The organism is Betaproteobacteria bacterium, assembly GCA_016709965.1.
Classification (GTDB): domain Bacteria; phylum Pseudomonadota; class Gammaproteobacteria; order Burkholderiales; family Rhodocyclaceae; genus Azonexus; species Azonexus amarohabitans.
The window spans coordinates 289997-313547 of sequence record JADJLT010000001.1 but is presented as its reverse complement, the minus strand read 5'-3'; the positions used below and the strand labels follow the sequence as shown (position 1 = coordinate 313547).

The 23551-nt window shown below is 56.0% G+C and carries 19 protein-coding genes; 13 read left to right on the top strand and 6 right to left on the bottom strand.

Going from position 1 to position 23551, the window contains the following annotated elements; translation table 11 throughout:
• Positions 1-3 precede the first annotated feature (3 nt).
• The 13 genes from uppS (at position 4) to IPJ12_01550 (ending at position 14181) form a co-directional block, all read left to right on the top strand.
• Positions 4-765: a di-trans,poly-cis-decaprenylcistransferase gene (gene uppS / locus IPJ12_01610; protein MBK7645896.1), complete on the top strand. Its 762-nt coding sequence runs from the start codon at positions 4-6 to the stop codon at positions 763-765.
• The gene (locus IPJ12_01605) at positions 758-1594 is read left to right on the top strand and encodes a phosphatidate cytidylyltransferase (protein ID MBK7645895.1); all 837 of its coding nucleotides are present in this window, start codon (positions 758-760) and stop codon (positions 1592-1594) included. Before uppS ends, IPJ12_01605 begins: the two co-directional genes overlap by 8 nt.
• On the top strand, positions 1591-2787 hold the full coding sequence (locus IPJ12_01600) for a 1-deoxy-D-xylulose-5-phosphate reductoisomerase (protein ID MBK7645894.1): 1197 nt from the start codon (positions 1591-1593) through the stop codon (positions 2785-2787). The genes IPJ12_01605 and IPJ12_01600 overlap by 4 nt, the downstream gene beginning before the upstream one ends.
• Positions 2784-4151 carry an RIP metalloprotease RseP gene (rseP, locus tag IPJ12_01595; GenBank protein MBK7645893.1) on the top strand — a complete coding sequence of 456 codons (1368 nt, stop codon included), beginning with the start codon at positions 2784-2786 and terminating at the stop codon, positions 4149-4151. The genes IPJ12_01600 and rseP overlap by 4 nt, the downstream gene beginning before the upstream one ends.
• Before the next feature lie 3 nt (positions 4152-4154).
• On the top strand, positions 4155-6449 hold the full coding sequence (gene bamA, locus IPJ12_01590) for an outer membrane protein assembly factor BamA (protein MBK7645892.1): 2295 nt from the start codon (positions 4155-4157) through the stop codon (positions 6447-6449).
• Between the two features lie 15 nt (positions 6450-6464).
• A complete protein-coding gene (locus IPJ12_01585; protein ID MBK7645891.1) occupies positions 6465-6968 on the top strand; it encodes an OmpH family outer membrane protein in 504 nt (167 codons plus the stop codon).
• Positions 6968-8014, top strand: coding sequence for a UDP-3-O-(3-hydroxymyristoyl)glucosamine N-acyltransferase (lpxD, locus tag IPJ12_01580; protein ID MBK7645890.1), 1047 nt, complete (start codon positions 6968-6970; stop codon positions 8012-8014). The genes IPJ12_01585 and lpxD overlap by 1 nt, the downstream gene beginning before the upstream one ends.
• A 4-nt stretch (positions 8015-8018) precedes the next feature.
• Positions 8019-8453 (top strand): 3-hydroxyacyl-ACP dehydratase FabZ, encoded by a 435-nt coding sequence (gene fabZ / locus IPJ12_01575; GenBank protein ID MBK7645889.1) that lies wholly within the window; start codon positions 8019-8021, stop codon positions 8451-8453.
• A 1-nt stretch (position 8454) separates the two neighbouring features.
• Positions 8455-9225 (top strand): acyl-ACP--UDP-N-acetylglucosamine O-acyltransferase, encoded by a 771-nt coding sequence (lpxA, locus tag IPJ12_01570; protein MBK7645888.1) that lies wholly within the window; start codon positions 8455-8457, stop codon positions 9223-9225.
• Position 9226: 1 nt separating this feature from the next.
• Positions 9227-10375 carry a lipid-A-disaccharide synthase gene (gene lpxB / locus IPJ12_01565; protein MBK7645887.1) on the top strand — a complete coding sequence of 383 codons (1149 nt, stop codon included), beginning with the start codon at positions 9227-9229 and terminating at the stop codon, positions 10373-10375.
• Complete coding sequence (rnhB, locus tag IPJ12_01560) at positions 10363-10953, top strand: ribonuclease HII (GenBank protein ID MBK7645886.1); 591 nt, start codon at positions 10363-10365, stop codon at positions 10951-10953. The genes lpxB and rnhB overlap by 13 nt, the downstream gene beginning before the upstream one ends.
• The gene (locus IPJ12_01555; protein ID MBK7645885.1) at positions 10950-11720 is read left to right on the top strand and encodes an RNA methyltransferase; all 771 of its coding nucleotides are present in this window, start codon (positions 10950-10952) and stop codon (positions 11718-11720) included. Before rnhB ends, IPJ12_01555 begins: the two co-directional genes overlap by 4 nt.
• 724 nt (positions 11721-12444) lie before the next feature.
• Complete coding sequence (locus tag IPJ12_01550) at positions 12445-14181, top strand: multicopper oxidase domain-containing protein (GenBank protein ID MBK7645884.1); 1737 nt, start codon at positions 12445-12447, stop codon at positions 14179-14181.
• A 59-nt stretch (positions 14182-14240) separates the two neighbouring features.
• Here IPJ12_01550 and IPJ12_01545 read toward each other — a convergent pair whose 3' ends face one another.
• From IPJ12_01545 to IPJ12_01520, 6 genes are all read right to left on the bottom strand, one after another.
• The gene (locus IPJ12_01545; protein MBK7645883.1) at positions 14241-15059 is read right to left on the bottom strand and encodes a kinase/pyrophosphorylase; all 819 of its coding nucleotides are present in this window, start codon (positions 15057-15059) and stop codon (positions 14241-14243) included.
• A 9-nt stretch (positions 15060-15068) separates the two neighbouring features.
• Positions 15069-17831 carry a phosphoenolpyruvate carboxylase gene (gene ppc, locus IPJ12_01540; GenBank protein ID MBK7645882.1) on the bottom strand — a complete coding sequence of 921 codons (2763 nt, stop codon included), beginning with the start codon at positions 17829-17831 and terminating at the stop codon, positions 15069-15071.
• Positions 17832-18278 carry a universal stress protein gene (locus IPJ12_01535; GenBank protein MBK7645881.1) on the bottom strand — a complete coding sequence of 149 codons (447 nt, stop codon included), beginning with the start codon at positions 18276-18278 and terminating at the stop codon, positions 17832-17834. It lies immediately after the preceding gene.
• Positions 18279-18419: 141 nt separating this feature from the next.
• Positions 18420-18872, bottom strand: a complete 453-nt coding sequence (locus IPJ12_01530; protein MBK7645880.1) for a universal stress protein — start codon at positions 18870-18872, stop codon at positions 18420-18422.
• 15 nt (positions 18873-18887) lie between these two features.
• On the bottom strand, positions 18888-20624 hold the full coding sequence (locus IPJ12_01525) for an L-lactate permease (protein ID MBK7645879.1): 1737 nt from the start codon (positions 20622-20624) through the stop codon (positions 18888-18890).
• A gap of 136 nt (positions 20625-20760) precedes the next feature.
• Positions 20761-23532, bottom strand: coding sequence for an FAD-binding oxidoreductase (locus tag IPJ12_01520; protein MBK7645878.1), 2772 nt, complete (start codon positions 23530-23532; stop codon positions 20761-20763).
• Between the last annotated feature and the right edge of the window lie 19 nt (positions 23533-23551).

Below are 23551 nucleotides of genomic sequence, written 5' to 3'. Positions count from 1 at the left end.
GGCATGGCCTTCTTTTCCAGTTCCACGCAACAGCTCCCGCCAGCGGTAGTTGTGCCTAGGCACGTCGCTGTCATCATGGATGGCAATGGTCGCTGGGCAAAAAAGCGTTTTCTGCCGCGAGTTGCTGGTCATGTCAAAGGCGTTGAACTGGTCCGGGAAATGGTCCGCACCTGCCTTGAGCGCGGCATTCAGTACCTGACACTTTTTGCATTTTCGTCCGAAAATTGGCGTCGACCGCAGGAAGAGGTTTCCCTGCTGATGCAGCTCTTCGTTAAGGCGCTGGAGCAGGAGGTTGAGAAACTTGACCGCAATGGTGTTCGCTTGCGCGTGATCGGGGATCTTTCGCGCTTTGAGCCGCGTCTTCAGGAGTTGATTCGGCAGGCAGAGACAAAGACCGCCACGAATACTCGCCTTGATTTGAGTGTTGCTGCCAACTATGGCGGGCGCTGGGACATCATGCAGGCAACCAACCGAATGATCCTGGCGCAACCCGAAAAGCTGGGTGCCTGGGAAGAGTCTGATCTCGAACCGCATCTTTCGATGAGCTTTGCGCCGGAGCCCGACTTGTTTATTCGTACAGGTGGCGAACAGCGAATCAGCAATTTTTTGCTCTGGCAACTAGCTTACACCGAACTTTACTTCACGCCTACCCTGTGGCCGGATTTTGATACGGCGGAGTTTGGTAAGGCCATTAGTTCATTTCAGCAGCGTGAGCGTCGCTTTGGCCGTACCAGCGAACAACTGACAGAAAGCCCCAATGCTTAAAACGCGCGTCATCACGGCACTGGTTCTGATGGCACTGTTGTTACCCAGCCTGTTCTATTTGTCACAGGCCGCCTGGGCATTGCTGGTTGCCGGGTTTGTCGGCATCGCTGCCTGGGAATGGGGCGCCTTGCTCGGCAAGTCAAGTTTGTGGCGTGTCGTGATCGGCATCATGACTGCGCTGATTTGTGCGGCAATTTCATTGATCGATCCAAATGCTCTTGGCGCAGGCGAAGCTGTAGCCTATATGCCAGCTCGTTCATGGGTTTTGATTTCATATGGCATCGCGGCTGTATTTTGGTGCCTCGTCATGCCGCTATGGCTAAAAAACAAATGGTCACTCAGTGGTGTTGCCGGGATTTTGGTTGGTGCTGTTGTTCTGTTTCCGACTTGGCTCGCCATGGTTCAATTGCGTTCACTCGGTGCCGGTGTACTGCTGAGTATTTTTGCCGTGGTGTGGATGGCTGATATTGCTGCCTACTTTTCTGGAAAAGCTTTTGGAAAGCACAAACTGGCACCCACCATCAGCCCCGGCAAAACTTGGGAAGGTGCGATAGGTGCCGGGATTGGCGTTGTCGTTTACGGTCTGCTCATGCGCCAGGTTCTTGCCTTGGATTTGATGCCTTTGCCGCTATGGATATTGGTTCTTGCCGGCGTCACCGCAGTAAGTATTGTTGGCGATTTATATGAGTCGCTACTCAAACGTAAGGCGGGAATAAAAGATAGCAGCAACATCCTGCCCGGTCATGGTGGGGTGCTTGATCGCATCGATAGTCTGACGTCAACATTGCCGGTTGTGGCGCTGGCGTGGCTGTTGTTTTCGTACCGGTGAGCAGTACGGTGCAAAATATTACCGTTTTGGGGGCGACCGGCTCGATCGGTGTCAGCACGCTTGACGTAATTCGTCGTCATCCGGACCGCTATCGAGCCTTCGCTCTTTGCGCCCATAGCCAAATCGACAAATTATTCGAGCAATGCCTTGAATTCAAGCCGTATTTTGCCGTGTTGAGTGATGCAAAGCTTGCAGCCCAATTGGCCGAACGTCTCGTCGCCGCAGGTCTGAAAACAGAAGTTCGCCATGGCGTTAAAGCGCTGGTCGACCTTTCGTCAGCACCCGAGGTCGATGCCGTAATGGCAGCCATCGTCGGTGCGGCCGGTCTGGAGCCTACCCTCGCCGCAGCAAAGGCAGGCAAGAAGATCATGTTGGCCAATAAGGAAGTGCTCGTCATGGCTGGCGAGCTATTCATGCATGCGGTACGCGAAAATGGCGCAGTGCTCTTGCCGGTCGACAGCGAACATAATGCGATTTTCCAGTCATTGCCTATCGATTTCACACGCGGGTTGGATCAGTGCGGTGTACGGAAAATATTACTGACAGCCTCTGGCGGTCCGTTCCGGAATACGCCGCTGGAGGATTTGGCTGGCGTTACGCCGGATCAGGCTTGTGCTCATCCCAACTGGGTGATGGGGCGAAAGATTTCGGTCGATTCCGCTACCATGATGAACAAGGGACTGGAGGTTATCGAGGCGCATTGGCTATTCAATGCGCCGCCTGAGATGATCCAGGTCGTCGTGCATCCGCAAAGCGTTATCCACTCGGCAGTTCAATATATCGATGGTTCGGTTCTGGCCCAGATGGGGAATCCTGACATGAGGACACCGATCGCTTACGCAATGGCTTGGCCTGAACGTATCGCGGCAGGGGTCGAGCCACTCGATCTGTTCAAGATCGCTCGTCTCGATTTCGTAGCGCCCGATTTTGAACGCTTCCGATGTCTGCAACTGGCCTATGATGTTTTGCGGGAAGGTGGCACGGCACCAGCTATCCTGAACGCAGCCAACGAAGTTGCGGTTGCAGCATTCCTTGATGGCAATTTGCCGTTTTTGGGTATTGCCCAGCTTGATGAGGCGGTCCTGCAATCATTGCCGGCCGGTCCGGAGGGTAGTCTGGTTGATGTGCTTGCTGCCGATGCCGAGGCCCGCCGGGTTGCTCGCCAGATGGTACATGACCGTAGCTTCGCGTGAATAGTTTCTTGTTCTATCTCGCTGCCTTTGTAGTCGTTCTGGGCGTCCTTATTATTTTCCATGAGTTTGGGCACTATCTGGTGGCCAGGCTATGCGGCGTCAAGGTATTGCGTTTTTCCGTTGGTTTCGGGCGCATGTTATGGAAGCGACGCCTTGGCGTAGATCAGACTGAATGGGCAATCAGTATTTTTCCGTTGGGTGGTTACGTAAAAATGCTTGATGAGCGCGAAGGTGAGGTGGTTGAAGCAGAGCGTCATCGCGCCTTCAATCGCCAGAGCGTTGGAAAACGAAGTGCAATTGTTGCCGCCGGTCCGTTGGCCAATTTTGCATTGGCTATTCTGCTGTATTGGGCGATTTTTATGCACGGTAGCGATGAATTGCTACCGATACTGGGGACGCCGCCTGTCGCTTCCCCGGCCGCCATGGCTTCAGTGGCCAATGGCGACGAGGTGAGGGCGGTTGATGGTCATTTGGTGACTACCTGGAGTGACCTGAGATGGCTGCTCCTGAAAAATACAGTTGGTCAGGAAAGCGTAGCGCTTGAGGTGATCAACGAGCATGGTGACATTGCCACTCACCATCTTTATTTGGCAGCGGTAGGCGAGAGTGGCTGGGAAGGTGATCCTCTTGAGCGCCTCGGCATTCGTTTTTATCGTCCCGATCTCCCCCCGATTATTGGTAAAGTGGTGGCCAATGGTCCGGCGGAACGAGCTGGTTTACAGGCGAATGACAGGGTATTGGCGATTGACGAACAAGGTATTTCATCTTGGTATGCGTTCGTCGAAGCTATTCGTGATTTTAAGGGAAGTTCCTTGCGCCTGAAGCTGGAGCGTCAAGGCGGAATTGTTACGGTTGATGTGTTACCAGAGGCGGTGTCCGAGCATGGGAAAATGGTCGGAAAAATTGGGGTGGCAGTCGCAGAACCTTCCACCCCACGTCGGCATATCAAGACGTTTGTTAGGTACGGATTTGTGGCCGCAGCAGGGAAGGCACTAAATGAAACATGGGATCAGTCGGTATTCAGTTTGGTGATGATGGGCAAAATGCTGATCGGTGAGGTCTCTTGGCGGAATTTATCGGGACCTGTGACTATTGCTGATTATGCGGGACAGTCAGCGCGTCTTGGGCTCGACTACTACTTGAAGTTCATGGCACTGCTTAGCGTTAGTCTTGGTGTCTTGAATCTGCTTCCCATCCCGGTGCTGGACGGGGGGCATTTGTTGTATCATATGATAGAAGTCATCAGGGGCAGGCCGCTCTCGGAGCGAGCCATGGAAATTGGGCTGCAAGTTGGAATGTCCATGCTATTTGCCTTGATGGCTTTCGCTTTTTTTAATGATTTGACCCGCCTGTTTAACGGCTGAATAATGAAAAAATCACTGCTGTCCGTTCTGATCGTCAGCCTGTTCTCTGCGCCAGTCTTGGCGTTCGAACCTTTTTCGGTTAAGGATATCCGGGTCGAAGGCATTCAGCGCACTGAGGCTGGTACGGTCTTTGGCTATCTGCCCGTCAAGGTTGGTGAAACGCTGACCGAAGAAAAGGCTGCTCAATCGATCAAGGCTCTCTTTGCCACCGGTTTCTTCAAGGATGTCCGTGTCGAAGTCGAGAATAACGTCATGGTCATTGTTGTTCAGGAACGGCCAGCCATTGCCACACTGAACTTTGTCGGGCTGAAAGAATTCGAAAAAGACGTCATTCTCAAGGCTCTCAAGGAAACAGGTATTGCCGAAGGGCGTATTTTTGACCGGGCGTTGCTGGAAAAAGCCGAGCAGGAACTTAAACGACAGTATCTGACCCGTGGAAAGTACGCAGCCAATATCACAACCACGATAACGCCGCTGGAGCGTAATCGTGTCGGCATCAACTTTAATATTGAAGAAGGTTCTGCGGCGAAGATCAAGCAGATCAATCTGGTAGGCGCCAATTCGTTTTCCGAAAAGGAACTGCTAAGCCAGTTTGAACTAACGACCCCGGGACTTTTGACCTGGTATAACAAGAACGATCAATATTCTCGTCAAAAACTTTCGGCCGATTTGGAAAAACTGAAGTCCTTTTATATGAATCAGGGCTATCTGGAGTTTTCTGTTGAGTCGACTCAGGTTTCAATTTCTCCGAACAAGCAAGACGTCTATATCACCGTCAATATCATTGAAGGTGAGCGTTTCCAAGTCTCTTCAGTCAAATTGGCCGGGGAGTTCGCGATTCCCGAGGATGATCTGAGGAAGCTGGTTGGCGTCAAGGCGGGGGACGTTTTTTCACGCGAAAAGCTCAACGATACAACCAAGGCAATCAGTGACCGTCTTGGTAAGGAAGGTTATGCATTTGCCAACGTAAACGCTGCACCGGAAATCGACAAGAGCAAGCGCAACGTAGCGTTTACCATCTTTGTCGATCCGGGCAAACGTGTTTATGTCCGTCGTATTAACGTTGCCGGGAATACAAAAACACGTGACGAAGTCATTCGTCGGGAAATGCGCCAGATGGAAGGCGGCTGGTATGACGCCGAGAAAGTGACAGCCTCCAAGCAGCGTGTAGACCGTTTGGGTTACTTTAGCGATGTTTCGGTTGAGACGCCTGCTGTTTCAGGAACGTCAGATCAGCTGGACGTCAATGTGAGCGTTACGGAGAAGCCGACCGGGAATTTGATGCTGGGCGTTGGTACTTCCAGTACTGACAAAATCATACTTTCCGGATCAATCGCTCAGAACAACTTTATGGGTAGCGGAAATAACGTCGCGATTCAGGTTAACTCTGCTCGATCCTACCGGACGTATGTCTTTTCCTATACCAATCCCTATTTTACGGAAGATGGTGTAAGTCAGGGTTTTGATATCTATCACCGAACGGTAAATACTACTTCCACTGCAATTGCTACTTACAGCTCTGCATCCACTGGTGCCGGTCTTCGTTTCGGTTTTCCGATTGGTGAAAAAGAGTCGCTCGGGTTTGGGTTGGGAATCGATTCCACCAAAGTTACAGCGTTTGACAACAGTCCGCAGTATTACAAAGACTATGTTGGCTATCCCAACAATCCGTCTGTGACCAAATTGTCAATTCCAGTGACGTTGAACTGGACAAGTGATAGTAAAGACAGTTATTTTTTCCCAACAAAGGGTACTTTTCAAAAAGCTGGTTTAGAAGTTGCTGTTCCCGGTGGCGACCTGACCTATTACCGTGCAACCTATCAGCTGCAGCACTTCATTCCGCTGAATTCGAAGTTTACGTTGATGCTGAACGGTGAGGTTGGTTATGCAGCTGGATACGGCGGTGAAGCACTACCGTTTTTCAAGAATTTCTATGCGGGCGGTATTGGTTCGGTCCGGGGGTACAAAGCTTCCAGCCTTGGGCCAATTACGCACGACTTGACTAGCGGAGCCGACTATCGGGTCGGTGGGAATCGTCGCGTAATTGGCAATGCCGAATTGCTGTGGAGTGTTCCCGGCATGGAAAAGAGTTTCAGGATGGGCTGGTTCGTAGATGCGGGTCAGGTTTATGGCAGTAATGGTGATCAAAGCGCCGGTGGGCTTCGTTATTCTACGGGGATTTCAGCCGCATGGATTTCACCAATAGGTCCGCTAAAATTCAGCATTGGTCGGCCGCTTAACAAACAAGCCAACGACAAGTCGGAGATGTTCCAGTTCCAGTTGGGCACGGCGTTTTAATTCAGGAGTATCAAGTTGAAAATCAAGTCTATTGTCCTCGCATCCTTGCTTTCCGCGTTGTTCGTTACCAGTGCGCTGGCTTCGGAATTGAAGGTTGGGTATGTGAATACGCAGCGTATCTTCCGCGACGCACCAGCTGCTCAGAAAGCTGCCAAGAAGTTGGAAGGTGAGTTTGCCAAGCGTGATCAGGATCTTCAGCGGATGGCCAAGCAGTTGCAGGGATTGCAGGAGAATCTTGAAAAGAATTCTGTGACGATGGCAGAGAGTGAGCGTCGCACGAAGGAAAAAGAATTTGGTGAAATTTCCCGCGAATTCCAGCGCCGTCAGCGTGAATTCCGCGAAGATCTAAATCTTCGCCAAAACGAAGAAAATGCTGCGGTCATTGAAAAGGCCAATAAGGCAATTAAGCAGATCGCTGAAACGGAAAAATACGACCTGATTCTTCAGGATGTCGTTTGGGTTAGCCCACGCCTGGATATTACGGAGCGTGTGATCAAGGCATTGTCGGAAGGCAAGTAATGATTGGCCAAGGCGAGATTGGATGGACTCTTGCCGACATCGCCGCCCAATTGGGCGGCGATGTGCTTGGAGACGGCCAAACAGTTATTACGCAAGTGGCTACGCTGGCTTCGGCAGGTAAGGGTGATATTGCTTTCCTGGCCAATCGCAAATATCGAAGCCAGCTGAATACGACGGGTGCAGCGGCGGTGATACTTGCGCCGGATGCCGCTGAAGGGTTTGGCGGGCCGCGTATTGTGACTGCCAACCCCTATGCCTACTACGCTCGAGTTGCGACACTTTTGAATCCATCTGTTGTCACTTCGAATGGTATTCACGCTTCAGCCCTTGTCGATTCGATCTTGCCCGATTCCGTATCGGTTAGACAGAATGTTTGTATCGGTAGGGATGTAATCATCGGCGAGAACGTTACCATCCATGCTGGATGCGTAATTGGCGATGGAGTCTCAATCGGGGAAGGTAGCCTCCTCTACCCCAATGTGACGATCTATCATGGTTGCCGTATCGGTCAGCGTGCAATTATTCATTCGGGTGTTGTGATCGGTGCAGATGGATTTGGTTTTGCGCCAGACGGCAAGGAATGGGTCAAGATTCCGCAGATTGGGATAGTTTCCATTGGTAACGATGTGGAAATTGGTGCCAATACCACCATTGATCGGGGCGCATTGGATGATACGGTCATTGGCGATGGCTGCAAGATCGATAATTTGGTCATGATTGGCCACAATTGCAACATCGGTGCATATTCTGTCATCGCCGGATGTACGGGCATGGCTGGCAGTACCACGCTGGGTGAGCACTGCATTCTTGGCGGGGCCAGTATGATCAGCGGTCATTTGAGTCTGGCGCCCAACACCACGATTTCCGGTGCATCAACGGTAATGCGTAGTATCGTCGAACCCGGGGGGGTTTACGCCAGCGTTTTTCCGTTGGATAGCTATGAGCATTGGATGCGTAATGCGTCGCATATCCGTCGTTTGTCCAAACTGGTGGAACGGGTTTCCCAGCTTGAGAAACAACTTAAAGAAAAAGACATAGAGGGCTGATTAAATGGATATTCAAGCAATCATGGAGCATCTGCCACACCGTTACCCGTTCCTGCTGGTTGACCGTGTTGTAGAAATTGATCTGGGCAAATCAATCCATGCCTACAAAAATGTGACTATCAATGAGCCATTTTTTGTAGGGCATTTTCCGCATCATCCTGTCATGCCAGGTGTGTTGATCATGGAAGCACTGGCTCAGGCTGCGGGTATTCTTTCGTTCAAGTCGATGGCCGAAAAGCCGTCGGCTGACACTGTTTTTTATTTCGCCGGGATTGATGAGGCACGATTCAAGAAGCCTGTTTTACCGGGTGATCAATTGCACCTGCATGCCCAGATTGAACGCCAAATGCGCGGCGTCTGGAAGTTCAAGGCTGAGGCTCGCGTTGATGGTCAATTGGTAGCTGAAGCGCGCCTGATGTGCGCGCAGCGGGCTCTCTGAAATGATTCACTCGACCGCGATTGTCGATCCGGCCGCCAAAATTGGCGCGAACGTCGAGATCGGCCCTTATTCCATCATCGGTCCGGATGTCGAGATTGGCGACAACACGGCCATTGGTCCGCATACCGTTATTCGGGGGCATACCCGAATTGGTCGCGACAACCGAATTTTTCAGTTTTGCTCGCTGGGCGAGGTTCCGCAGGACAAGAAATACGCCGGTGAGCCTACACGCCTTGAAATTGGAGATCGGAACGTCATCCGTGAATTCTGTACCTTCAATCTCGGTACGATTCAGGATGTTGGCGTTACCAGGATTGGTGACGACAACTGGATCATGGCTTACGTCCACATTGCTCACGATTGCCAAGTGGGTAACAAGACTACCTTTGCCAACAACTCGCAATTGGCTGGCCATGTAATTGTTGAGGATTGGGCCATTCTTGGTGGCTTCACCGGGGTGCATCAATTCTGCCGTATTGGTGCTCACGTCATGACTGCGGTGAGTACCGTCATCCTTCAGGATGTTCCGCCGTATTTGATGGCGGCTGGTAACACGGCTCAGCCTTATGGTATCAATGTCGAGGGGTTGAAGCGTCGGGGATTTACGGCCGACTCGATTACTTCGCTCAAGCGAGCGTACCGTACGCTTTATAAATCCGGGCTGTTGCTTGAAGAGGCCAAGGTGAAGCTGGCGGAAGATGCCAAGACCCAGCCCGACCTTCAGCGTCTTGTCGATTTCCTTGAGGTTTCCAAGCGAGGCATCATTCGCTGATATGGGCAGCGCAGTACGTATTGCCATGGTGGCAGGAGAGCCCTCCGGGGACCTCTTGGCCAGCCACCTGATCGCGGCGCTCAAGGAGCGTTTGCCCGATGCCGTTTTCTACGGCATCGGCGGGCCGAAGATGCAGGGGCAGGGGCTCGATAGCTGGTGGCCGATGGAAAAGCTGTCGGTCATGGGCTATTGGGATGCGCTTAAGCACTATCGCGAAATTGCCGGTATTCGCCGTCAGTTGAAGAAGCGCTTGCTGGACCTGAAGCCGGATATTTTTATCGGTGTGGATGCCCCGGATTTTAATTTGGGGCTGGAAAGCGCTTTGAAGAGTGCCGGGGTACGCACCATCCATTACGTCAGCCCTTCGATCTGGGCATGGCGTGGCGGGCGCATCAAGAAGATTGGCAGTGCGGTCAATCGCGTTCTCGCCCTGTTTCCCATGGAGCCACCGCTCTATGAAAAAGAGAATATTCCGGTGACCTATGTCGGCCATCCGTTGGCTGACATCATTCCGATGCAAACCAGCAAGAAGGTGGTTCGCGAAAAGCTGGCCTTGCCACGTGACTATCCAATTTTTGCCATGTTGCCAGGTAGTCGCAAGGGCGAACTGGAAATGATGGCGGATACCTTCGTGCAGACTGCGAAGATTATTTGCGAACGTTTCCTGCCCAACGCGATTTTTGTTGTGCCACTAACCACCCGTGAGACGCGCCTGCTATTCGAGGCGGCGATTTATCGCCAGCAAGCCGCTGACATTCCGTTTCGCCTGCTCTTCGGTCACGCCCAGGATGCGCTTGGCGCGGCTGATGTATCGCTGGTTGCCAGCGGCACGGCAACGCTTGAGGCGGCGCTGATCAAGCGGCCGATGGTCATTACCTACAAGATCGCCAAGTTTTCCTATTGGCTGATGAAACGCATGGCCTATCAACCCTATGTTGGTTTGCCCAATGTGCTGGCCGGGCGCTATGTCGTGCCGGAAATTTTGCAGGATGAGGCAACGCCGGAAAATCTGGCGGAGGCACTCATCAAGTTGTATGAGGACAAGGAAAATGCCGAGGCGGTTGAAGAGGCGTTTACCGACATGCATTGGCAGCTGCGCCAGAATACTGCCGAGAAGGCCGCCAATGCGGTCATTGAATGCCTGAACTGATCGTTCCGCCCGGCCTCGTCTGTGGTATCGACGAAGCGGGGCGCGGGCCGCTGGCGGGAACGGTGGTGGCGGCTGGAGTTATTCTTGATCCGTTACGTCCAATCCCCGGCCTCAATGACTCCAAGAAACTGAGCGAAAAAAAGCGTGATGCACTGGCAGTGCTGATTCGCGAGCGAGCTATCGCCTGGGCGGTTGCTTCAGCCTCGGTCGAAGAAATCGACCGCCTGAACATTCTTCACGCCACGATGCTTGCCATGCAGCGGGCGGTAGCGGGTTTGACTGTACGGCCGACCAGCGCCATGGTCGATGGCAACCGTTGCCCGCAGCTGGATATTCCGTGCGAAGCCGTGGTCAAGGGCGATGGCAAGATCGCTTCGATTGCCGCCGCCTCGATTCTTGCCAAGACGGTGCGTGATGCGGAAATGCAGGTCTTGCACGCCCAATATCCAATGTACGGTTTTGACCGCCACATGGGTTACCCGACGGCAGCGCATTTTCAGGCGCTTCAGGAACATGGCGCCTCGCCGGTTCATCGCCGCAGCTTCGGTCCGGTGGCAAAGCAACTTTCCCTGCTATGAAACTGATTCAGTCGCGCGACAACCCGTTTTTCAAGTCGCTGAAACGGCTGGCTGAATCCGGGCGAGAGCGTCGGAAAACCGGGCAGACGCTGCTTGACGGCGTGCATCTGGTCGAGGCCTACGAGGCTGTATTTGGCCCGGTTGAAACACTGATCGTTGCCGAATCGGCTTTGGCGAGCGGTGAGATTTCTGTCTTTGTCGAAGGTCGCGACACGGTAGTTTTGGCCGACAGTCTGCTGCGTGATCTTGGCTTGGTCGATACCCCGAGTGGTTTGTTGGCCGTCGCCAGGATGCCGACGGCGATTGCCACGGTCAACCGGGAAAAAAACGCAATTTTGTTAGATAGCGTACAGGATCCTGGCAATGTCGGCACCCTGCTGCGTACGGCTGCGGCGGCCGGTATCGGCCAGGCCTTGCTATCGACGGGATGTGCTTCGGCCTGGTCACCCAAAGTTTTGCGTGCCGGGCAGGGTGCTCACTTTGCGCTGGCGATCCATGAAGACGTAGATCTGGCTGGATTCATGGCTGACTATCAAGGTACGACGGCGGTGACCACACTGGAGGAAGCCACGTCTCTTTATGACGCTCGCTGGGACGGGCCGCTGGCTTGGGTTTTTGGGGCAGAGGGGCAAGGCGTCAGCCCCGAATTGCTGGCCGCCGCCCAGCTCAGAATTCGTATTCCGATGCCGGGCGCGGTCGAATCGCTCAATGTGGCGGCTGCAGCGGCCATTTGTCTTTTCGAGATGATGCGGAGACGATTGGCCTGATCGCCGCATCGATATTTAAGGCCGAATTTAGTCGGCTCTGCGCAGGCAAGCCAGACCTTTGAACTGAAACCCGCATTCGGTGCCATCTCAGACGCTCCTGTTCCAGCAGATCGTCGTTTTCAAAATTTCATGTTTTTCCCCGTTGACAGTAGCGATGTATGCGAAAGTACATTGGCGTATGGCATTGCTGAAATAATTTTTTTAGCATATTTCGCAAGCGTCATAATTTGCTTGGTGGTTAAGATCAAGGCAGGAGATACAGTCGGTGGCCGGAGGGGTGTCGGCCTGCGTGGCAATTTCAGGATAGTGGCCGGTGTTCGGCCAGAATCAGGAGAAAATAGTGATCAAGCAGACTTCAATTTGGTTGGGCATCGGCCTTGTCAGTACCGTGTCCTGGCTCCATGCTGCAGAGTTAAAAGATATTGTGAAAGATAATCTTTGCTCCAGCATCATTTCAGACCGTTTCACGAGCGCTACACGAAGCAGCAACTGTCACCCCGGGTTGAAAACACTGTCAATCGACTTGACCGCCAGTCAGACTCCCAGCACGTTCTCGTTACCGGATGGCAGCGAGCTAAATGTCGCTAATACATTGACCTTTAATGGCTCGATTGTTCCAGAAGTCTGGCGTGTTAAGGCAGGGCATACCCTTGATATAAGTCTGAAGAATCATCTCAGTAATGCTGATTCCAGGCTGACTGCAGTCAATTTGCACACGCACGGGATGATCGTCAGTCCAAGTGTCAAAACGGTCAAAAAGGACGGGCGTGACCAGATTGTGGGGACGGTTGGCGACAACGTGTTTGTCTGTTCAGTACCGACCGATCAGATCAACCAGCCAAACGCAAAGGCTTGGGAGTATTGCCATACTTTGGCGACTGCATCGCGGCCGGATTCGATCCACTATCGCATCAAGGTTCCTGCAAGCCATCCGGAAGGTGTCTTCTGGTATCACCCTCATATCCACAAGGCGGCGACCGATCAGGTCGGTGCCGGACTCGCAGGCCTCATCTGGGTCAGGGGGCATGATAATTTTCTGGTCCACCGCGGTAGCGAGCGTTTCATGATGCTCAAGGACTTCCCTCTCAAGAAGACGCTTGCAAATGGAGGGTGGGAAACCTTTCAAAAGGGCGGCGGAGATGATTTGCCGGATTGTGATACAACCGTATCAGCTGAGCATTACGAAGGCTATTGCAACGGTACGGTCGGTGGTGTCGATGCCAAATGGCTGTTCACCATCAATGGTCAAGTCTTGCCCACCATGACACTGGACAAGCCGGAAGGTGAGATCTGGCATATTGCCAACACCAGTGCCAACACGACATATACGCTCCAACTGGTCGCCGGTTCTAGCGGTGCGGTGCAAACCCCACTCAACATGCAATTGCTCTCGCGGGACGGCGTCTATATCGCTCAGGACAATTCCAGCATGAGCCCCGCCCAGGTCGGCACCAAGCCCATCGTGATGATGCCGGCCAGTCGGATCGACGTGCTGGTCAAGCCACAATGGGTTGCTGCGGGTGGCGCGGGTAATGCTGCACGCCTGATTACACGTGGCATGGTGACAGGTTCTCTCGCAACGGAAGGTGACGCCTGGCCAGCCGTCGTGCTCGGCAAGGTTGCTCTCGGCACGCATGCCTTGGCGATGCCTGTAAATGGCGCCAGTATGCGGTCAGCAAGGATGCTTGCAGAAGGAATCACTGTGAAGAGCGGTGGTGCGGATCAGATCATCAAGGCAACGCGGGAAATCAAAGCCAATATTGCTGACGTCAAGGCTCAGTTCAGCAGTGTTTTCCATGACCATTCCGGCATGTCCCATGCTGGCATGCCCATGGGTGACCCCTGTACGGCAGAGGATTTGCGCAAACTGGCATCCGATGAAGCTCGTCTAGTTGTTGTCAACATTCGCCGGGTCGACATTCCCGATAAAGGCCCGACCGAAGAGTTCGTCATCGGGGCGGATCGCATCAAGGTGAACGATCCCGACCTCAAGGGAACGATTACGCGGCTAGCCCTGGATACCGCCAAGACCCGAAGCATTGACAATCAAGGACCGAAACCGCAGATATGTACAAGGGCGGGGAGAACGGAAACCTGGATTATCGCCAACCCGCTCGCTGATGACATCGCCGGGGCGGGCGGAGATGCGGCCAGTGTCAATCGGGAGTTGCACAACTTCCATATCCACCAGATGAAGTTCAAGGTGCTGCGTGTCGATAACGCGCTCGGGTGCAGCCCTGGCGCTACCGGCCCAAACGTCTGCGTCAGCAGTCCACCGGCGGATGGCCGGTTGGTCGACACTTTTCCCGTGCCCTTGGGCGGACGCATTTATGTTGAAGTCCCGCTGGGTGCTACGCAGGTCGGTGATTTTGTCTATCACTGCCATATTCTCGAGCATGAAGACCACGGGATGATGGCCCATATTCGTGTCGAACCGGAGGAAGTTGCGCGCCTGAAATAGGGCACACCAAAGAAAGAAGCGCAGCGGAATGAACGCTGCGCATCTGGGTTACTTGCTGCTCAACGCAGTTTGAGTTCCTGAAGGATGGTGGTCGAGATTTCCTCGATCGACTTGGTCGACGAATCCAGCCAGCGAATGCCTTCACGACGCATCATTTTTTCAGCTTCGGCAATCTCGTAACGACAATTGGCCAGCGACGCGTACTTGCTGCCAGCACGGCGCTCTTCTCGGATTTGCGTCAGTCGCTCGGGCTGGATGGTCAGGCCAAACAATTTCGAGCGATGTCTTTCGAGGGTGCTTGGCAGGCGGCCGCGGTCGAAATCTTCCGGAATCAGCGGAAAGTTGGCGGCCTTCAGGCCGAATTGCATGGCCAGATAGAGCGAGGTGGGCGTTTTGCCGCAGCGCGAGACTGCCACCAGAATGACGTCAGCTTCCTCCAGGTCGCGGTCAGTGATGCCGTCGTCGTGGGCCAGCGTGTAGTTGATGGCCTCGATGCGCGATTTGTATTCCGAACTCTCGGCCGACCCGTGCGAGCGGCCGACGGTGTGGTTTGATTTTCTGCCGAGTTCGGCTTCCAGTGGTGCCAGGAAAGAGGCGAAGTAGGATAGGCAGAAGGCATCGGATTGATGGACGATCTCGGACAACTGATGATTGATCAGCGTCGTGAACACGATGGGGCGCATGCCATCGGACTCACCCTGCGCGTTGATTCGGGCAACAGCCTCCTGGGCACTTTCCACGGTTTTGAGGAAAGGGATGCGGATTTGCTTGAACTCGATATCCTCGAACTGGGTCATCAGGCTGTGGCCGAGGGCTTCGACCGTCAGGCCTGTGCCGTCGGACACGAAAAATACGGTGCGTTTGATAGTGGTAGGCATTCCGTAATTTTAACCGCTGTTGCGCAAGCCGGAAGCCACACCGTTGATGCTCAGGTGGATGCCCCGGGCTAGTCGCTCGTCGGTTTCGCCAGCGCGGTGACGCTTGAGCAACTCGACCTGCAGGTGATTGAGCGGGTCCATGTAGGGCGAGCGCAGTTGCAGTGAACGCTTGAGCATGGGGTTGTCGGCGAGGAAGTCGACCTGTTCTAGAATGGTCAGCAGGTGCTTTTTGGTCAGTGCCCATTCGGCCTTGATCTGGTTAAAGATACGCTCGCGCAGTTCGGCATCGGTGACCAGTTCGGCATAGCGGGAGGCGATGGCGAGGTCAGTCTTGGCCAGCACCATGTCCATGTTCGAGAGCAGACTCTGGAAGAAAGGCCAGGATTTGACCATGCGGCGCAGCGTGGTCAACCCTTCCGGATTGGCCGATAAATAGCCGTCGACCGCAGCACCGAAGCCATACCAGCCCGGCAGCATCAGGCGACATTGCGCCCAGCTGAAGACCCAGGGAATGGCGCGCAGATCCTCGATGCGCTCCGAAGCTTTGCGTGAGGCAGGGCGGCTGCCGATGTTGAGCAGGGCGATTTCAGAAACCACTGTCGACTGGCGGAAATAGGTCGTGAAACCCGGTGTTTCATAAACCAGGCCGCGATAGGCGTTGAAGGCGCGTAGCGATAGCTCGTCCATGACCGAATGGAATTTTTCGGCCGGCTCGACCTTGTTTTCATGGTCGGTCAGGCTGGCTTCCAGCGTCGCGGCGAGCAGCACTTCGAGGTTGCGGCGCCCGGTGTCGGCGTTGCCGTATTTGGTCGAAATCACTTCGCCCTGTTCGGTCAGGCGGATCTGGCCAGAAACGGCGCCAGCCGGCTGGGCGAGGATGGCGTGATATGTCGGGCCGCCCCCGCGGCCAACCGAGCCGCCGCGACCGTGGAACAGCCGCAGACGAACACTGTGCTGCTTGAAAACTTGCGCCAGCTGGATTTCGGCTTTGTAGAGTTCCCAGCCAGAGGTCAGGAAGCCACCGTCCTTGTTGGAGTCGGAGTAGCCGAGCATGACTTCGTGCTCATCACCACGGCCGGTGATCAGTTCGCGGTAGGCGGGGATTGCGAAGACGCCGGCCATCGTCGCGGCGCTCTTCTGCAAGTCTTCGATGGTTTCGAAGAGCGGGATGATATTGACGTTGAGCTGTGGCTTGGCGCCCGGCAAGAGCAGACCGGATTCCTTGAGCAATAGGGCGAGTTCAAGCAGGTCCGACACGCCATCGGTTTTCGAGATGATGCAGTTGGGTAGCGCGGCGTCGCCATAGCGCTGGCGCAGTTCGCGTGCGGAGAAGAAAATGGCCAGTTCGCCCTGTGTTTCTTCTGAATAGTTCAGGTATGGCGAGTAAAGCGGACGTGGCGTGGTGATTTCCGCGGTCAACAGGGAAATTCGTTCGTTTTCGGAAAGTGCTTCGTAATCCGGGCAGCGACCGGCACCGGCGAGTAGTTCGGCGACGCTCCGGGCATGGACTTCGGAGTTCTGCCGAAGGTCGATCGGCGCCAGGTGGAAGCCAAAAACCTGCACCGCGCGCATCAGTCGACGCAGGCGGCCACCGGCCAGGTTGGCGCTACCGTTCAGCTTCAGCGAATTGGTCAGAACCTTCAGATCAGCGCGCAGGGCTTCCGGCGTGGCATAGGGCGCGGCCTGACCGATTTCATGGCGAACGGGCTCAACCTGATCCAGCACGCGGGAGGTGGCAGCGAGGCGAGCGTAGATGCCGGAGAGGGCGCGGCGGTAGGGCTCGTCGGCACGTTGCGGTGAATGGTCGGTCGAGTGCTCGGCCAGCGCCAGCAGTTCCGGCGTAACCTTGACCAGCAGCTCGGAGAGCGGGAGTTCGCCGCCCAGCTCGTGGATTTCATCGAGGTAATGATTGAGGGCAGCGGCCGATTGCAGGCGCAGTGCTTCGCGCAGGATTTCTGCGGTGACAAAAGGATTGCCGTCGCGGTCGCCGCCGATCCAGCTGCCAATACGGAAGAAGGGCGGCAGCGCCCATTTTTTGTCCGGGTAGCGCTTTTGTAGCTGCTGCGTGGCCTGGATATAAAGGCGCGGCAGTTCGGTGAAGAAGGTTTCCTTGAAATAAGTGATGCCGTTCTTGACCTCGTCCAGCACCTTAAGGCGTACCGGGCGCAGCATGCGCGACTGCCATAGGGTCAGGATGGAGTTAGCTAACGCGAGATCGTTGTCGGCTTCTTCTTCCGGCGTCATCTGCAGGCGCTCACGCTGGTCGAGCAGGCGGGCCAGATCCCGGTGATTGCGGATCAGGCTTTGGCGCTGGACTTCGGTCGGGTGGGCGGTCAGCACCGGGGCGACCATGGCATGGGCGAAGAAGTCGGCGATGGCTTCCGGTGAGACGGCTGCGGTCGACAGGGAATCCAGCGCGAAAATCAAACTTCCTTCGCGTGGGGGCGAGTTGGCCAGGTCGTAGGCGCGACGGCGGCGAATGTGGTGTTCGTCTTCGGCGATATTGGTCAGTTGCAGGAAGTAGCTGAAGGCACGGACAACGGCCTGTGTCGTATCGCCTGGCAAGGGGTCGAGCAGGGCAGCAAGTTCGTCGCGGGCGGCCGGATCACCGTCACGGGCAAAGCGCACGGCGGTCTGCCGGACGCGCTCGACGATATCGAAAACGGATTCGCCTTCCTGCTCGCGAACGGTATCACCCAGAATTCGGCCGAGCAGGCGAATGTCGTTGCGGAGAGGTTCATCCTTGTTGCTGTCGAGCGGTACCTGAGACATTTAGTGTTTCCTGACGAGAAGTACGGAGGCGTGGGCGATTCTGGCGAGTTGTTCGGCGACCGATCCAAGAATGAGCGTGGCCAGTCCGCGTTTACCATGCCGACCGATGATGATCAGGTCAACATTCAATTCTTTGGCCTTGTCGGCCAGCGTTTCGGAGATGCGACGATTGAGCGCTTCAAGCAGCAGCGGTTCGGCGTTGACACCAGCGGCTGACTGCATCGCTTCATCCAGCAATTTTCGGCCGGCATCGGCAATTGCGCTAACTGCCTGGTTGAAATCCAGCGTCGTCGACACCGTGCGGCTGTGCATACTGAGCAGCGTCTCGTCCGCGACGTGCGTGATGTACAGCTTGGCGTTGCTGCTCCTGGCGATGTGCAGCGCTTCTTTCAGCGCGCAACGCGAGGTTTCACTGTCGTCAATGGCGACAAGAATATTTTTATACATGGCTATTCTCCAAAGAGAGGACTAAGACAGGATTCGGCAAAAAGATATAGCAACGAAAAGTAGCAAAGTTAATGATTGGCGCCATGTGGGGAATTCCCGCAGCTGGCAGGGCGTCTGGACTGCACGCCCTGCCATGGCGGTTTATTGGTCGCGCACCATCAACAGTGATGTGTTTGCGATACGCACCAGATTTTCAGCGACCGAGCCCACCAGCAGGCTGGCAAAGCCGCGCCGACCGTGGGTGCCGATCACAATCAGGTCAGCGCCATAGGCGGCGGCGCCGGCTGCGATCTGCTCGGCGACCCGCTGGTTGCTGGCTTCAAGCAGCCGAATCTCGGCTGTGACGCCAGCAGCGGTGGCTTTTGCCGCAGCTGTTTCGAGCAGTGCTTGCGAAGTATCGCGAATCGCCTGTTTGGTCCCTTCCACGTCGATATAGCTTCCAAGGCCCATGCCATGCTGGGCTAACAGGCTTTCGTCGGCGGCATGAGCGATGCACAGCGCAGCCTTGGCGTTGCCGGCGAGGTCAATGGCTTCGGCCAGGGCTTTCTGGGCCGTCGGGCTGTCGTCAATGGCGACAAATATTTTTTGATACATGGTCAGTGCTCCGGATTATTTGAGGACCATGGCCGTGAAAGGCCAGAGGTAGGCTTGAGCCGTGATGAAGAACCCCATCAGGGTGCACAGCGCGATGGAATGGAAGAAGACGTAGCGCAGGATCTCCCCTTCATGGCCATACCAGTGCGTGGCAGTTGAGGCGACGACAATGGATTGGGCATCGATCATCTTGCCCATCACGCCACCCGAGCTGTTGGCCGCGGCCATCAGGATGGGGGAAATTCCCAGCTGTTCTGCGGTCGTCCGCTGCAGGCCGCCAAACAGCACGTTCGAGGCCGTATCGGACCCGGTCAGCGCCACACCCAGCCAGCCGAGGAAAGTGCCGAAGAATGGGTAGAAAACACCGGTGAAGGCGAAGGCCAGACCGAGCGTGGCATCAATGCCGGCGAAACGCGTCAGATAGCCGAGGGCGAGCATGGCCACGATGGTGGTCAGCGAGTAGCGCACCATCCACACGGTCTTGCCGAACTGGCTGACCAGTTGCATGGGACGATATCCCATCATCAGGCCGGCGAAGAGCGCGGCAAGCAGGATGCCGGTGCCGGTCGTGGTGAACCAGTTCAGCTTGTAGGCGGCTTCTTCCTTCTTGACCTTGGTGACGACGGGCGGCACTTTCTCGATCTTCTCGTGAATGTCTTCAAACTTGAAGACTGGCGCGAAGAAGGTATTACCGGCGCGCTTGGGTAGCCCCTTCGCATCGAGTACAGGCTGGCTGTTTTCAACGACTGGCAAGGTATCCACGGCCTTCTTGAATTCGGGCAAGCCCCAGACGAAGACGAATACCGTAAGAATGACCCAGGGCATCCAGGCGCGGCGAACGGCGGCCTTGTCGGCCTTTTGCGGGATATCGGTGGGTAGCGGATGGGCTTCGCCACCGTCTTCCTCGTGGCCGATCAACTTGGCCGATGTCCACACCGTTTTGGGTTTCCAGACTTTCAGGAAGGCGATCAGGCTGGCCATGGAAACCAGGGAAGCGATAACGTCCACCAGCATCGGGCCGTGGTAGTTGGACACCAAGAACTGGGCAATGGCGAAGGAACCACCGGCCACCAGGATGGCCGGCCAGATCTGCATCATGCCCTTGCGACCAGCAAAGGCCCAGATCAGCCAGAACGGAACGAGCAGCGAGAAGAACGGCAGTTGGCGACCGATCATCGACGACAGCATCATCTCGTCAAGGCCGGTGACCTTGGCGAGCGTAATGACCGGCGTGCCCAGGGCACCGTAGGCTACAGGCGCGGTGTTGGCGATCAGCGCCAGGCCTGAAGCGGCCAGGGGCGAGAAGCCGAGGCCGATCAGCACGGCGCCGGTGACGGCGACCGGCGTACCGAAGCCGGCAGCACCTTCGAAGAAGGCACCGAAGCAAAAGGCAATCAGCAGCAGTTGCAGACGACGGTCATCGGTGATGCCGGCGATGGAGTCCTGCAGCACCTTGAATGAGCCGTTTTCAGTGGTCAGGCGATGCAGGAAGATGATGTTGAGCACGATCCAGCCGATGGGGACCAGACCGTTGATGGCACCGAACATGGCGGCATCGGTGGCCATGTAGGCCGGCATCCCAAAGCCGAAGATGGCAATGAGCAGGGCGGATACGAGCGCAAGGATGGCCGCGACGTGGGCCTTGACATGAAAAAATGCCAATGCAGCCAGCATGACGACGACCGGTACGGACGCCAGTAACGCGGACAGCCCGATGCTGCCCAATGGATCATATATCTGTTGCCAGATCATGGAGAAACTCCTTTAGAATCTGGTCTGACCACTTCGCTGCGTTGGCGCGCAGACGGGTGGCGTGACCGTTTTAGTGTCAGATTTGTCTCAGTTTTCGGCCCAGTGCAAGAACCCCTTCTGCTGGGCTGTTTTTTCGTCAGCAGGTCAAATTGCTCTCCTTTCGGCTGCATTCCTCAAGCAGGTATGCGATGGATCGATAGGTGCGCCCGGTCTCGGCGGTGAGGCCGATTTCGCAGGTGCGATTGGTCGAGACGCCGCAGCCGCAGGCGGCCGGCAGTTCGTCATGAATCTTGCGCAAGGCATGTCGGTTCAGTTCCGGCACGACAAAACCACGGTCGCCGGCAAATCCGCAGCAGGTAACGCCAGCAGGTTCAACGACCTGCTCGACACAGGCGGTCAAGAGCTTTTTCAGCTTGGCGTCCGAACCAGACTTCTTCACACTGCAATTGACGTGCAGGGCAATGGGACCAGCCTGTTTCTGGATCATCAGGCGTGGCAGCAGGGCGTCGTGAGCGAATTCGTGGAAGTCGTAGAGTTTCAGGCGGCCGGACAGATGTTGCTGCATGCGGGCGGTGCAGGTGCTGGCATCCATGATCACCGGGTACTTGCCGTTGGCCGAGGCTTTCATCAGTGCCGCTTCCAGTGTGTTGGACATGCTGTCGGCTTCTTCAGCCATGCCCTTGCTGGCCAACATCTGGCCGCAGCACAGCTGGTCGAAGCCTTCCGGCAGGATGGGCGCGTAGCCGGCACGGCCGAGCAGTTCGATGATCACGTCACCCAGTTGCTGGTCTCCGGCCATTGATGGGCCAAAGATGCGGCCACCGCAGGTCGGGAAATAGACGACGGGGTCGCCTTGTGTAGCGCGTGGCGTTGGGGCCTTGCCGGCATATGGCATGTTTTTCTTCCAGGCGCCGCCGGAAATGCGGCCGAGGACGTTGTCACCGAGCACGCCGGAAACCGCGTGACCCACCGTGAGGCCAAGGCGCGAAGCATTGGCCAGCGTGCCGAAATGCTCGCCGGTCCAGGTGTTGATTGCACGCGCTGTGGCACCCAGCTTGCGGCCACGCAGGCGACGGGTCAGGTCGCCGGTATCGATGCCGACCGGGCAGGCCGTTGAACAGAGGCCGCAACCGGCACAAGTGTCGAGGCCCATGTAGGCGTAATCCTCGCCAAGCGTGCCTGCCGGCTCGCCGGCAGCGGCACGGCGCGACAGTTCGCGGACGCTGACAATGCGCTGGCGGGGCGACAGGGTCAGCCGGTGCGATGGGCAGAGCGGTTCGCAGAAGCCACATTCGATACAGCGGTCGACGATGTCCTCGGCGGCCGGCATCGGTTTCAGGTTTTCGAGGTGAGCCTGTGGGTTGTCGTTGAGGATGACGCCGGGGTTGAGCAGATTGTCCGGGTCGAACAGGCGCTTGATCTTGCGCATCAGGTCGGCGGCGTCCTTGCCCCATTCCATTTCGACAAAGGGGGCCATGTTGCGGCCGGTGCCGTGCTCTGCCTTGAGCGAGCCGTCGTATTTCTTCACCACCAGATCGCAAACGTCATCCATGAAGCGGGCGTAGCGGTCGACTTCGGTCTGATCGCCAAAGTCCTGCGTAAAGACGAAGTGCAAGTTGCCTTCCAGCGCGTGGCCGAAAATGATCGCCTCGTGGTAGCCGTGGTGACGGAGCAGGGCCTGCAGATCGAGCGTGGCGTCGGCCAGCGAGGCGATGGGGAAAGCAACGTCCTCGATGATGACGGTGGTGCCGGCGCGGCGCATGGCGCCGACCGAGGGGAAGGTGCCCTTGCGCACTTTCCAGTACATCTCGCAGGTCGCCGGGTCGGTCGAGAACTGCACCGGCTCGACGGTGGCAACGCCTTCCATGGCCGCATGAACTTGCGAAATTCGCTCATTTATCCCGTCGACCGTGGCAGCGCGGACTTCGATCAGTAGCGCTGCAGCTTCCTCCCCTAGTTTTCGCATGATCGCAGGCAGCCCCGGCTTGTTTTCGACGGAATGCAGGGCAGGGCGATCAAGCAGTTCAACGGCCGATACCGGCTGTGGCTTGAGGCGAATGACGGCCTCACAGGCAGTCCGAATGTCTGGGAAGAAAACCAGTGCGCTCGCCTTGAACGGGTCTTCGACGACCGTGTTGTAAGTGATACGGGAAATGAAGCCGAGCGTGCCTTCCGAACCGATCATCAGGTGCGCCAGGATGTCGATCGGGTGTTCGTAATCGACCAGTGCGTTCAGGCTGTAGCCGGTGGTGTTCTTGATCTTGAACTTTTGGCGGATGCGCTCCGCCAGTGGTCGATTATTACGGGTGTCGCAGCCCAGCCGTTCCAGTTCGCCGAGCATGACCGCGTGGCTTTTCGAAAAGGCATCGATACTGAGCGGGTCTTCGGTATCCAGTAGCGCGCCGTCAGCCAGCATGACGCGCAGGCCGGCCAGCGTCCGGTAGCTGTTCTGTGCTGTGCCACAACACATGCCGGAAGCGTTGTTGGCGGCGATGCCGCCGATCTTGGCTGCGCCGATGGATGCCGGGTCGGGGCCAATTTTCTTGCCATGCGGGGCGAGGCGGCGGTTCACCTCGCCGCCGATGATGCCCGGGCCAAGCTTGACTTTGCTCGCATCCGTATTCTGTTCATAGGTGGCGAACCCTTCACCGATCAGCGCCAGGATGCCATCGGTGATCGCCTGGCCGGACAGGCTGGTGCCGGCGGCGCGGAAGGTGACCGGCGTTTTGTGCTGTTTGGCTGCGCTCAACACAGTTTTCAGGTCATTTTCAGATTCGACGATGGTGATGACTTTTGGTGTCAGGCGATAAAAGCTGGCATCGGTGCCATAGGCCAGGCGTCGCAGGTCATCGATGATGATCTGGTGGTCGGGCAGGTGCTGACGGAGGTGCTGGATGAGTTCGCTCATGGGGGGCTCGGATTGTTAA

Coding starts and splice junctions, on each gene's coding strand:
- uppS (MBK7645896.1), top strand. CDS start 4: ATGGCCTTCTTTTCCAGTTCCACGCAACAGCTCCCGCCAGCGGTAGTT.
- IPJ12_01605 (MBK7645895.1), top strand. CDS start 758: ATGCTTAAAACGCGCGTCATCACGGCACTGGTTCTGATGGCACTGTTG.
- bamA (MBK7645892.1), top strand. CDS start 4,155: ATGAAAAAATCACTGCTGTCCGTTCTGATCGTCAGCCTGTTCTCTGCG.
- lpxD (MBK7645890.1), top strand. CDS start 6,968: ATGATTGGCCAAGGCGAGATTGGATGGACTCTTGCCGACATCGCCGCC.
- fabZ (MBK7645889.1), top strand. CDS start 8,019: ATGGATATTCAAGCAATCATGGAGCATCTGCCACACCGTTACCCGTTC.
- lpxA (MBK7645888.1), top strand. CDS start 8,455: ATGATTCACTCGACCGCGATTGTCGATCCGGCCGCCAAAATTGGCGCG.
- lpxB (MBK7645887.1), top strand. CDS start 9,227: ATGGGCAGCGCAGTACGTATTGCCATGGTGGCAGGAGAGCCCTCCGGG.
- rnhB (MBK7645886.1), top strand. CDS start 10,363: ATGCCTGAACTGATCGTTCCGCCCGGCCTCGTCTGTGGTATCGACGAA.
- IPJ12_01555 (MBK7645885.1), top strand. CDS start 10,950: ATGAAACTGATTCAGTCGCGCGACAACCCGTTTTTCAAGTCGCTGAAA.
- IPJ12_01550 (MBK7645884.1), top strand. CDS start 12,445: ATGATCGTCAGTCCAAGTGTCAAAACGGTCAAAAAGGACGGGCGTGAC.
- IPJ12_01545 (MBK7645883.1), bottom strand. CDS start 15,059: ATGCCTACCACTATCAAACGCACCGTATTTTTCGTGTCCGACGGCACA.
- ppc (MBK7645882.1), bottom strand. CDS start 17,831: ATGTCTCAGGTACCGCTCGACAGCAACAAGGATGAACCTCTCCGCAAC.
- IPJ12_01535 (MBK7645881.1), bottom strand. CDS start 18,278: ATGTATAAAAATATTCTTGTCGCCATTGACGACAGTGAAACCTCGCGT.
- IPJ12_01530 (MBK7645880.1), bottom strand. CDS start 18,872: ATGTATCAAAAAATATTTGTCGCCATTGACGACAGCCCGACGGCCCAG.
- IPJ12_01525 (MBK7645879.1), bottom strand. CDS start 20,624: ATGATCTGGCAACAGATATATGATCCATTGGGCAGCATCGGGCTGTCC.
- IPJ12_01520 (MBK7645878.1), bottom strand. CDS start 23,532: ATGAGCGAACTCATCCAGCACCTCCGTCAGCACCTGCCCGACCACCAG.